Annotated in this window: 7 protein-coding genes; 3 read left to right on the top strand and 4 right to left on the bottom strand. The window is 56.3% G+C overall.

Annotated features, from left to right (window positions below):
* Positions 1-16: 16 nt before the first annotated feature.
* Positions 17-1,000: a DUF1559 domain-containing protein gene (locus PLANPX_RS10625; protein ID WP_152098710.1), complete on the top strand. Its 984-nt coding sequence runs from the start codon at positions 17-19 to the stop codon at positions 998-1,000.
* Between the two features lie 122 nt (positions 1,001-1,122).
* Here PLANPX_RS10625 and PLANPX_RS10630 read toward each other — a convergent pair whose 3' ends face one another.
* Both PLANPX_RS10630 and PLANPX_RS10635 read right to left on the bottom strand, forming a co-directional pair.
* Positions 1,123-2,289, bottom strand: a complete 1,167-nt coding sequence (locus PLANPX_RS10630; protein WP_152098711.1) for a XylR family transcriptional regulator — start codon at positions 2,287-2,289, stop codon at positions 1,123-1,125.
* A gap of 1,209 nt (positions 2,290-3,498) precedes the next feature.
* Positions 3,499-3,699 carry a hypothetical protein gene (locus PLANPX_RS10635; protein ID WP_152098712.1) on the bottom strand — a complete coding sequence of 67 codons (201 nt, stop codon included), beginning with the start codon at positions 3,697-3,699 and terminating at the stop codon, positions 3,499-3,501.
* Between the two features lie 158 nt (positions 3,700-3,857).
* On the opposite strand from PLANPX_RS10635, the gene PLANPX_RS10640 reads away from it, so the two are divergent.
* The gene (locus tag PLANPX_RS10640; protein WP_152098713.1) at positions 3,858-5,708 is read left to right on the top strand and encodes a DUF7453 family protein; all 1,851 of its coding nucleotides are present in this window, start codon (positions 3,858-3,860) and stop codon (positions 5,706-5,708) included.
* A 1,678-nt stretch (positions 5,709-7,386) separates the two neighbouring features.
* Here the strand turns inward: PLANPX_RS10640 and PLANPX_RS10645 are convergent.
* On the bottom strand, positions 7,387-7,761 hold the full coding sequence (locus tag PLANPX_RS10645) for a hypothetical protein (protein ID WP_152098714.1): 375 nt from the start codon (positions 7,759-7,761) through the stop codon (positions 7,387-7,389).
* A gap of 171 nt (positions 7,762-7,932) precedes the next feature.
* Here PLANPX_RS10645 and PLANPX_RS10650 point away from each other — a divergent pair, with 171 nt between their 5' ends.
* Positions 7,933-9,252, top strand: a complete 1,320-nt coding sequence (locus PLANPX_RS10650) for a hypothetical protein (RefSeq protein WP_152098715.1) — start codon at positions 7,933-7,935, stop codon at positions 9,250-9,252.
* Between the two features lie 352 nt (positions 9,253-9,604).
* Here the strand turns inward: PLANPX_RS10650 and PLANPX_RS10655 are convergent, their stop codons facing one another.
* Positions 9,605-10,858: a TIGR03032 family protein gene (locus tag PLANPX_RS10655; protein WP_232536369.1), complete on the bottom strand. Its 1,254-nt coding sequence runs from the start codon at positions 10,856-10,858 to the stop codon at positions 9,605-9,607.
* Between the last annotated feature and the right edge of the window lie 117 nt (positions 10,859-10,975).

Consider the following 10,975-nt stretch of genomic DNA (forward strand, 5'->3'; position numbering starts at 1 on the left):
TAAGGGCGTAGTTGAAATGAATTCGACCCGTCGGGCATTTACTCTGGTTGAGTTGTTGGTCGTCATCGCCATCATCGGCGTGCTTGTGGCGCTGTTGCTTCCTGCCGTGCAGGCCGCTCGCGAGGCGGCCCGTCGTTCGCAGTGCGTCAACAACATGAAGCAAATCGGGCTCGCGATGCAAATGCACCATGACGCGAAAGGGGCGCTGCCAGGGGGGGCGATTTCGTGCTGTTCAGGAACTTGGGCTAACTTCATCTTGCCCTACCTAGAGCAAGGCAGCTTCGCGGCGATCTGGGAAAAGAATAGCAGCGGCAAGCCCGGGCTTTACACTTCGACGAACAATCTAAAGAACTTCATGCAGAACCGGATCGGACTTTACACATGCCCAAGCGACACGCCCAATTCCGCAATGCAGGCAGTCACGGTCCCAATTCCCAATCACAACTACGCTGCCAATTACGGCAACACGACTTACGCACAAAATGACTATCAGAACGTCACCTTCAAGGGTGCGCCATTCGGTAACATCGAAAAAATAACGTACAGTCCAGGCGTTAACCCCTACTTTGATTACTTCGATTCGTACAAAAGGCCGTATCGCGGCGTAGCATCGTTTCAAGAAATTACCGACGGTTTATCGAATACGCTTCTCGTAAGTGAAATAATCCAAGGCGCCGAGGGGGATTTCCGTGGGCGGATCATCGGTTTTGCCGATGGCGGCGCGTTCACAGGCTGGCTGGCGCCGAATTCAAGTCTTCCGGATGCTCCCAAAGGTGCAGTTGTGGATTGTTCGAAGCTACAACCGGACAGCGTGCCATGCGTCAATGCTCCTGGCGGCGGCGATGATACGAGTCATCTTGGCTCGCGCAGTCGCCACCCAGGCGGCGTCAATTCAGCGTTCGCCGACGGTTCCGTCTCTTTCTTTGCCGATTCGACGGACATCGAGGCGTGGCGGGCCGCGACCTCGATCTCGGGCGACGAGACCTTTTCGCGAAATTGACGCAGAGCTTCACTCAAACGAGTCGCTCCAAACGAAGCAGTGGAAAATAGCCGGGGCGACGGGCAATCGTTACCAAGTTGGCGTCACCGGCGTTGGAAGAATGCCGCAAGTTACCGCATCAACTACCTGAGGGCTCTTTTGCGAATCTCCCCCGGCGTTTGCCCAGTCGCATTTCGCACGACCGAATTGAAGTACTGCACCGAGGAAATCCCGACGCGCTGCACGACTTCCTTGATCGGAATATTGGTTGTGATCAATAGCCTCTGCGCCTCTTCTAGTTGGATACGGCGAATTTCGGCGTGGATTGTCCGTCCAATTGATTCACGAAACCTCGCTTCCAGCGTCGAACGCGACATACGGGCGAGGTCGAGCACGTCGCTCACGTGAATGGGCTTGCAGGCGTTGAGGCGAATGAACTCCAGCGCCTCCGCGACGTCGGGATCGGCCACGGCCGTCACGTCGGTCGATTGCCGCGTCACCACTTGTTCCGGCGGCACCGAAAGCTGTGGCTGCGTCAGTTGATTGCCTTGCATCAGCTGATCGAGCATCGCTGCCGCTTCGAAGCCGACGCGAAGCGCTCCTTGCTCAATGCTCGATAGCGGCGGCCTCGTCAACTCGCACATTAAGTCGTCATTGTCGACGCCGAGGATCGCCACATCATCCGGGACGCGAAGCCCTAAAGTTCGACACGCTTGTAGAACGTGCCGGGCACGTCCGTCGTGGCATGCCATAACGCCGATCGGCGCCGGCAGTTTGGCGAGCCACTCTTGCAGCGAGGCTTGCGCTTGGCGCCACTGCTTCGCCGGGCTATGTCGGCCGGTGAACACGTCGCACGGAAACCCAGCTTCGCGAATGACATCGGCAAACGCATCTGCCCGTTCTTTCGCCCAACCGTTGAACTTCGTCAGCGGTTCGTTACAAAAGGCGAACCGGCGGAAGCCTAGGTTCAGCAGGTACTTGGCGCCCAATCGCGCGATCGCGCGGTTGTCAGTGCGGACGTACGGAATCTCGGGATGGTGCTCGTAGAAACCATACCCGCCGCCAATGCCAATCACCGGAATGCCGAGGCTCATTACCGCTGCAGCGATCCGTTCGTCGTCGAGGTTGGCGAGAATCCCGTCGCCTCCCCATGCTTGTAGGTCGGGCAGGCGATCTACCAAGTCCTCTTCAACATAGATCGACCACTCGCGGCGAACGCGGTGGACGTACTCCGCCACGCCGCGCACGATACGACGGTCGTAGGGCGAACCGGGGTCGATAATCAACGCGACTTCAAATTTCTTCGTCATGCACCATTGCTCAGCCGCCTCGGAATGCCCATTTCTACCTTCAGGCTGACACGCATGCAGTAACAAATATTGAAAAATGCTTGCAATATCTTACGTGCCTTGTTCGCCGCCCGGCATCACACGATTCGTGGTGCAGTGGGTGCGAAACTAGTTGCAAAGATTGGCATGTAATGCGTGAAAAGTATAGAAACTCAGAGTGTCAATCGTCTTACGCGCGTACCATTTCGGTGTAATCGACCGGAGATCGCGAAAGGAACCATTACAGCCACGACAGCCACGCGGGCAGAACGCCCCAGCGAGTTAGATTTCGCACGGGCAGGAAGCTACGCAAATGGTCGCTGAATCTAGTAGATTCTGGTTGCCGCGTGCACAAAGCTATGCAGCCTACCCGCTATTCCAATGGAGGGCGCACCGGCTCGCGGCTTCTATCTACCCCGAGTTGCGTCGATAGGTCGTGAATGATTAAGAAGGAATAGGCCGCTCTAGTATCCTATACGCACGTGCGAGCGACCCAACTCGCTCACCTACGGGGCGACGAGCTTCTCCGCGACGGCAGCCGTCTCAGTGCGACAGCCGTTAACAAGCTGCTATCACGAGCCGCAGAAATCGCAGCGAGTCGAGTTTTGCGTTGTAAGCGAAACTTTCTGAGATTCTAAAGTTTCCAGCTTTATGCCTAAACTCGACACTCGTGCTGTCGCCCCATCCGTGTTGGGCTCCCCTTAGTGTCAGCGCTAAAAACATCGAATAGCACGTCGCGGCACTGAGAGGTAAGAAAAAGGGGAGCGAATCGCTGCATTTGGCGAAGGCGAAGGTCATTCGTGTGCGAGATTGCGCGATAGAGGCGGTAGCAGATGGCCAATGTTGAGAGGGCGGGGCAGCGGCTTACCCGGAGGCTACCATAGCTAATTTAAGAATTTTCGTCCGCGTCTGCTTAGTAAGAGCCGGCCATCGATCAATGAGCGAAAGCAACTCGGTTGCTGCTGTGGAATTTGCTGTGCTTTGAGTCAGTGCCTCTATTTTCAACTCGAATTCATCAGTTATTCGAGTCCCGACAGGCTCGTCCGTACAGAAGTGCACTCTCCTGGCGAGTCGTCACCGCCGGTAAATCCGGCGGCGACTGACTCGTCGTACTCTTCAGTATTCTTCGTTACGGCTGCTGACTGCACCGCATTGTGCGCCGCCGGTGCAGTCGCCTTTGCAAAGTCAGCATCAATAACTCGCTAGTAGTTCTTCTGCGCCGCCATCGTCGAATGGCTGGGTCACTCGGGCGGCGACATGCGACGGGTATTCTGCGGCCAACTCCGTCGCTCGGGTCGTCCGTAGGTTCTGTAACAGCTTCGGCCAGGTCTTCAACCAGTCGATTCCGGCTTCGGTGATCAACACACGCTTGCCGCTGGTGATCAGCGCCAAGCCTTTGCGGCTGAGCTGCTATAACGTCGGATCGCTGATCGAAGCCTCGTAATCGAGGTTCGCGATTAGCCTCATGAGTTCGGTTTCTTCGTCCGTTAACGTGATCATGCGGCGGAGTTTAGACGCGTTGCGTCATGTGATCAAGTGTGCACTGTACCTTGCGCTCTCGTTGCGTTGAGCAGCGCATTGAGCACGTCGTCCAATTGATTGCCGGTCTGAGCGTGCTTTTAGTGCGAGCTTCGGCGGTCTGCGTGTCCGAATTGATTGACGCAGGCAGGGTTTTCAGCCATGTTGTTACATGTTGTTTCGCTCAGTCATGGCTATTCGGCGGCGATCACTTGAAATCAGCATTAACCGCAAGAAATTTCCCTGCTCACGCCCTCCTCCTGATTCTGTTCGCCGCGTCGGTTTACGTCATCGACGCTGAGGAAGCGGCCGCTTCGCAGATCAAGTTTGGTGTAGTAGCCATCACGGGCCAAGCTGCTCCTGGCGCAGGTACGGGGGTGACTTACCTCTACCTTGACGCCCCCGTCATTAACGATGCCGGTCAGGTTGGGTATCCAGCTTACCTTACCGGCGTCGATGTAGCGCGCGCAAACGATCGGGCGATCTACGCCGGGCCATTCGCCGCCCCTCAGCTCGTGTCTCGTGCAGGTGACGTTGCTCCTGGCATGTCGGAGGGGGAGATCGTCTTAGGCTACTTTAGCGGGCCGATTCTCAATGACGCTGGCCAAGTAGCCTACCACGCACTTCTCGAAGGTCGCAGAAGCGCTGCAATCTTCGCTGGCCCGCTCACCGGTCCTCAACTCATGTCCCGCGAAGGTGACGCGGCTCCTGGCACGCCAGCGGGCGTGAAGTATTCCAGTTTTTTTGCATCGAGCTTCAACACTGACCCGCCCGTTGTCAATGATTCTGGCCAAGCGGCGTACTGTGCAAAGCTCATCGGCAGCGGACTAACGAGCGCGAACGACACCGCGATTTATGCCGGTCTGCTGGGAAGCCCGCAGCTCGTGGCTCGAACTGGCGATGCAGCTCCCGGCACGCCGGCAGGAGTCAAGTATTCGAGTGTCGGGACGCCAGCTCTCAATGACGCAGGGTGGGTGGCCCACGTCGCCGGTCTCACCGGCAGCGGAGTAACGAGCGCAAACGACGAAGCGCTCTTTGCGGGGCCGGGTGGCGCTCTTCAGCTAGTGGCTCGAAAAGGCGATAACGCTCCCGGTGTGCCAGCGAGCGTCAAGTACGAGGCTCTTAGCCCACCCGCCCTCAATGATGCGGGCCAAGTGGCGTACCATGCCGTACTAACTGGAAGTGGTGTGACGGTCGCCAATGATCGAGCGATTTATGCCGGCTCTCGCACAGCTCCGCAATTAGTGGCCCGAACTGGCGATGCAGCGCCCGGTATGCCTGCGGGAGTCACCTATGCGTCCCTATCTCTTTCTCTACTACCAGTGCTTAACGATGCTGGTCAGGTTGCGTACACGGCCCGCCTGAAGGGAAGCGGGGTGACTGCTTCTAATGACGCAGCGGTCTACGCCGGTCTACCGGGGGCTCCGCACCTCATTGCCCGCGAAGGGGAGCCAGCCCCTGGCACTCCGGCAGGAATTACCTACGCGTCCTTCCTAACACCAGCGCTTAATGACGCGGGCCAAACGGCTTTTCTCGCGCGTCTCGGCGGCGACGACTTAACGGAAGCGAACAGTGACGGACTCTTCGTTAGCGACCCCGTGCTAGGCGGACTGCTAATTGTGAGAGAGGGAGATTTATTTGATGTTGGCGGCGGCGACTTGCGTACAATCGCGAACAACGGTATCGGTTTTCTCGCCGGTCGCAGCGACGACATGTCTACCGGTTTGTCGAACGATGGAACACTGGCGTTCCGGTTGATATTCACAGACGGCACGAATGGCATCTTCACCGCGACGATCGTCCCTGAGCCTACCGCGATGGCTCTGCTTGTCGTGGCCGGCCTAACGGTCGTTTGTTGCAGATCGCTACGGCGATGTTCGTAAGCAGGTCGGCTCCGCAGATTCGACAGGTTCCTTCACAACGCCACCAACATTCCCAGCAACGCGGCGACGACGCTCATGCCTCCGAGTGCCGACCGCAGGATAAACTGGCGGCGTGTATCAGGGTGCCGGATAGATCGCGATTCATCAGCCCTTCGCACGACTGAAAATAATCAGTTCCCCCGATTGGGCAATAATGAGTGATCTCCCTGTAGGAGAAAAGCCAGCGGCACGAAACTCATAAGTGTCTGTTACGCAAATCTTGCTGACACTAGCAGTGGTATCTAGAAAATCCTTCGAGTTCGACGTTAGGAAAATGACGTGAAACGGCCAAGGTAATTGCACGACATCAAGTGACCAACCGTCTGTCGTTCTCGCCCCCAAGCCTCCACCGTGAATGCCGGCAATTGGTATTTGTAACGAAGACCAGCTTCCAATTCCCGGCTCAGTCATCCCCGTTGAATCAGGGTTTATATACGTCGTGTCGTCATCGCGGGCTGTACGTTCGCCGCTCAAGCAATTGAATAAACCGCGCCCCTGGCTTGAAACGACTAGCAAATCATCGGAGTTTTCCCCAAAGCCTACGCCATACAACCCTCCGATTGTCATCCTTTGCACTTGGAGCCACGGCGACGGCGGCACGACTGACGGCATTGCTTCAAGTCTGGCCCGAATTGTCGCAGCGCATTCGCTTGCGGAGTTTCGTTTAGACCAGGGCCACATCGCTTGCTCCATCGCAAATTCTTATGGTTCGCCACCACAACCCCAAGCAGCCCACGCTCGCCGCTAGGCAAATCGCCGCCAAGGCGTAGCGGGTGGTCTTGAGCATGCTTAGGGATTTTATGCCGCTAAGTTTTTCAACGTCGCGGCGATCCTCATTGGCGATTTCATTGATCGCAGCGTGATGGTCCTCCGCGAGCAACCACGAAGGCCGCCATTGCTGCGAGGGCGAGCGACGACGGTTCGGGGATGTTCAACGGGATGTATTTAACGTCGGCCCACCGACTGTACGTCATGAAAGTTCCGATGGTATACAATGGCTCGACGGCGGGTGTTGTCAAGGACGTGATGTAGGGGCTCAACGCGTTGTACGGAGCCGAAGCAATCGCTGTTACTCTGATTGAACTAACGCTCACTGCCTTGTCGTAAGTAATTCGCCGAACCCCTGGCCCAACTATCACTGATTTTGGGTTGGTCAAGTCGCCCGCAGTCCACGAAAAGGACACATCCGTCGGCTAATAAGTCACAATTAGGGGGCTTCTAACAATACTGCCGTTGGGTGGGTTGAATGTAGGACTCGGTACTGTCATCGCCTCGTACGGAACCGAGCTTACGCGAAATTTGTGATCCTCGAAGCTAGACGGTTCCTCCTTCGACGCTGAACGAAATGTCCATTCACCCTGCAGGGCTGCGTTCATCGAGCCCCACGAAGTGTACAACGCTTGTAATCCAGAAGGTGAAATGAACGACTCAATTCGCTTAGGGTCGTAAGTTACGGACGGGGTGATGTCGTACTCTAGATTCCCGTTGTCTTGCACTCTCTCCCGGATCCTGATACTCAGATTGCGCAATGCAGCCGCATGGCCAGTTGTGGCTGCAGTCACGAGTACGCACGCACTTGCGAGCATGAGGATCAGAGTTCTCAACGGGCAGTCCCTCAAAGGCAATCGATCAAGTGGAGTCAAGATTCTAGTCGCCATGTTTTACGTCCGCAAACGTCTCGCCTCAGCGGCTCGAATTGACTCACCACCCACCCAACGCTCATATCCGTGCGGGCGTTTCGGGTGACTAGATTGCCGCGGGACCAACCGCCGGGAATCCCTTCGAACGTCATTCTTTCAAGCCTTTCAGCCTTTCGACTGCTGCTGTCCGAAATCTTCGTCAGCAAATCGACTTCACAGCTTCGGCCAGCAAACTGTTGCGACGCCATGGAAGCGTCCAGCGTTGCAATTGCTTTACCGCCGGTGCCTAGCCCCGTCATTTCGCCAGCGTTGTCGATCGCCGGTTGGATGGCTTCGCGAGCGGTGGCGATTTGCTGGTCGTTCGCCGCCTTCAAGGCGTCGGCCGCTGTGCGGGCTTCCGCCCAAATCGCGTTGACCGCCTCCAACTGCTTTTGAGCCGCAGTGGCCGCCACGAGAATTGGCGGTCGGTGCAAACCAGAGTGACCTGCCTTAGGGCAGGGATATCCGGTAACATTCGCTCACTACACCTTGCAATGGAGTGGCTAATGCTTCGCAATACCGCGCATCGATTCATCGCACTATTCATTGTGGTTTTGACCGCCCGAGAGTCATTCGCCGCCTACACCGAAGCAACTCTCCCTCCTGCATTCAAAATCTTGAGTCGGATGAGAGTGGATTCGCTAGGGTCTTTCGGGCCATCTCAAATCCTGATCAATAGAAGCGGCGAATTCGCTACGCAATCCTCTCGCTGGAGCGATGAGGGATATATTCCATACATTCTATTTAAGTCATCGCTTGGCGTAACTCAGGTTGATTTGCCGGTTGGACTTACGCTTCGAGAACTGTCTTTCAGCAACGGGGGAGCAATAGCAGACTTGGATGGAAATCTCTATATTTCCAGCCCTAATGGAATCGCCAAGCGTATTTATCAGTCCAACATTGGGGTGTCGTGGCCTGCGATTAATGACAACGGGAAAGTTGCGTTTAAGGTGATTACGCCTCCACAAAGCACCTGGGTCTATGATGGGCTCGGTCCCGCGCAAGCTATCGTCGACACTTTTGACCGAAGGGGCAGGCTACTGATCGACAATGCCGGTCGACTTGTTCAGGAACACTATTTGAACGACGCGACTTCCGGCGGCAGAATTACACGAATCATGCGTCTGGAGTCGCCCAACGTATGGCGTGATCTGCTTAGCGGCTGGGATAGCGAAAGCACCATTGGCAGTATTTCGCAGGTCGACAGCCTGAACGAATCAGGAAACGCAATCAATGCTTTGGGCGACTTTGTCTTTTCTTCGAGTAAGCGTCGAGACGCTAAAACAGTGATTCAAAGTTTGAACTTCTTCAGCGCCAACAACGACGAAGTTGTGCCGATCTTCTCATCGGACAAGTCGTTTGATCTGCGGCGACTCTCTATTGCAGACAATGGCGACGTATTCTTCTCAGTAGATGCAGGTTCCAGAGATCTCCAGTATTTGTTTCGAAGGAGCGATAACAATCTCATCAACCTCGACGAGATTGTCGGAAAAGACAACATTCTGTTCTATCCAACGGCTATGAACCGGAATGGCGACTTGCTCTTGTCCATCCTCAATACTCAACTCGGGGCTATGCAGTACTCGCTGATGAAGGCGACTTCATTGCAGCCTAAACCGCTGCTAGGTTTCAGCAATCTGCAGGACTATCCTCGCTACGCTAGCCTCGCAGATGACGGAACTCCTTATTGGTGGATGTATGTAGGGAATGATACATATCTACTTACGACAACCGCCGTGCCAGAGCCGCATTCGTACGCGATGCAAATTGCAGTGGGCGCGACGCTACTGGCGATGACGCCGCGTTTGCGGGAACGAAAGTACTGAGACTACGCACCAGTGAATTTTCTATAGCTCCCGCTAGCCAGCTTCGCTTTCAACCCGCCATCGTCGCCGCCCACGGTCGACGCTACCAAGGCAGTCGGGCTCGCCGAGTGATTGGGCTGTCCAATCGCTTAGCTACGGCGGCTTTGTCGACGGCTGCGGCGACGGGTTTCGCCGCAGCAGCTTTCTTAGCCAGGCGCCGGCAGTGAGCTTCGCCAAAGGATTCACCTAGCCGGTGGTCAACTCGTTTGCCCTAGGCGTAAACTTCAACGTTCTCTTCGACCGATCGTGTCGCGTTCGAACCGTAACCTGCGAGGATGATCGCCTTCGCTTGTGCAGCTGGACAACGCGTGAACTAGACATTCGGCGATGCGTAATTTCGATACTTCTCGGGAACTAGCGCCAACGCATCGTCGTGCAAAACGTACGATCTACCAATCAATTCAGGATCATGGTTGACGATGTCTGGATACCGCATTCCTCGCAATAGCTCGACGGCGAAAATTTCTTGAACGGCATCTTCGAACTTGACGAAGCCGAGTGTTGCGCCTGTCTCAATATGCACCACCCAAACGCCGCAGACGCGCTCGTCTAGTCTCTCGACCAGCGGAAAGTCGCTGAAGACGGCAGACTCGCGAACTTGAGACAGGCCGATAAATGCCAGCGGCCCGATGAGCGACAAACCGCGCGTGAAGCCCGGGAGCCGCGCGATCGGCTCGTATCTCCCCGCGCCTAAATCGACGCGGCCGAACGAGCCGTCGCCGCTTTCGAGCATCCACAACTCCCCGCGGTGCCAGCGCGGGGAGTGGGGCATCGAGAGTCCGCGGGCGACAATTTCGTTCGACTCAACGTCGATTAGGACGCCGCCATCGCGCTTGTTTTCACGCCAGCCGCTAGGGACGCCAGTCTCGCCCAGCGCCGTGACGAACGCCGGCTGACCGTCGCGCACTGCCAGACCGTTGAGATGGCAGCAATCGTTCGGCGCCAGTCCATCGATGAACTTTGGCCGCCAACGGACGTCGAAGCTATTCGCGTCGCTCCGCGTCGAGAGGCAAGAGAACGCCGTGTTAACGAACCAGAGTTCGTCGCCGATCCACGCCATTTCGTGAATTTGGACGTCGCCAGTCGTATGGCTACGACGGGGAAGGAAGCAAGCGTCGTGCTTGATAGGGACTGACGGCTCAGTTGATTCTCGCTCACCTGCAGCCATGCCAAGGCCTGCATCAGTCGGCTTGTCCGCGGGCGGGAAAGGACTTATCGGCAAATCGCCCGTAGGCTCGGAGTTTACTTCCGCATGGGTTTGCTCGTTACGGAAGCTGCGATCGAGGCGGGCGCAGGCGGCGGGAACATTGTGGAACTCGACGACCTCGAGCGCCGTCCCTACGGCGAGTTGGCCGCCAGCTGAAGCGAGGCCCATTGGCCGCATGAAGTTGCGGAAGTGGGTGTTGAGGAGGCCGCCTTCGTTGCGGAGGAGGACCAGTTTGCCGGCTTGGTAGGTGCTGACCAACAAGCTGGAGGCGAGTTCGTTTAGAATTTTTGCAAAGCTGACAGTATGGACGCTGCGCAGCGGCGGTGACTGCGGCAAGTCGTCGGAGGATCCGAGTGGCATTGTGGTGTCGGTACTCACAGGATCTTTGGATTCCCTTATTTACTATTTGTAAGCAAACCCTCTTGGGCGAGTCGCTGGCACTCCATTCCCTTGAAGAGATTATTCTACGAGTTGAGC

Origin of the sequence: Lacipirellula parvula, from assembly GCF_009177095.1 — a bacterium.
Lineage (GTDB): Bacteria > Planctomycetota > Planctomycetia > Pirellulales > Lacipirellulaceae > Lacipirellula > Lacipirellula parvula.

What these genes read in the sequence shown, in the direction of transcription:
- PLANPX_RS10625 (WP_152098710.1), top strand. Translation starts at nt 17, where the DNA reads ATGAATTCGACCCGTCGGGCATTTACTCTGGTTGAGTTGTTGGTCGTC.
- PLANPX_RS10630 (WP_152098711.1), bottom strand. Translation starts at nt 2,289, where the DNA reads ATGACGAAGAAATTTGAAGTCGCGTTGATTATCGACCCCGGTTCGCCC.
- PLANPX_RS10650 (WP_152098715.1), top strand. Translation starts at nt 7,933, where the DNA reads ATGCTTCGCAATACCGCGCATCGATTCATCGCACTATTCATTGTGGTT.
- PLANPX_RS10655 (WP_232536369.1), bottom strand. Translation starts at nt 10,858, where the DNA reads ATGCCACTCGGATCCTCCGACGACTTGCCGCAGTCACCGCCGCTGCGC.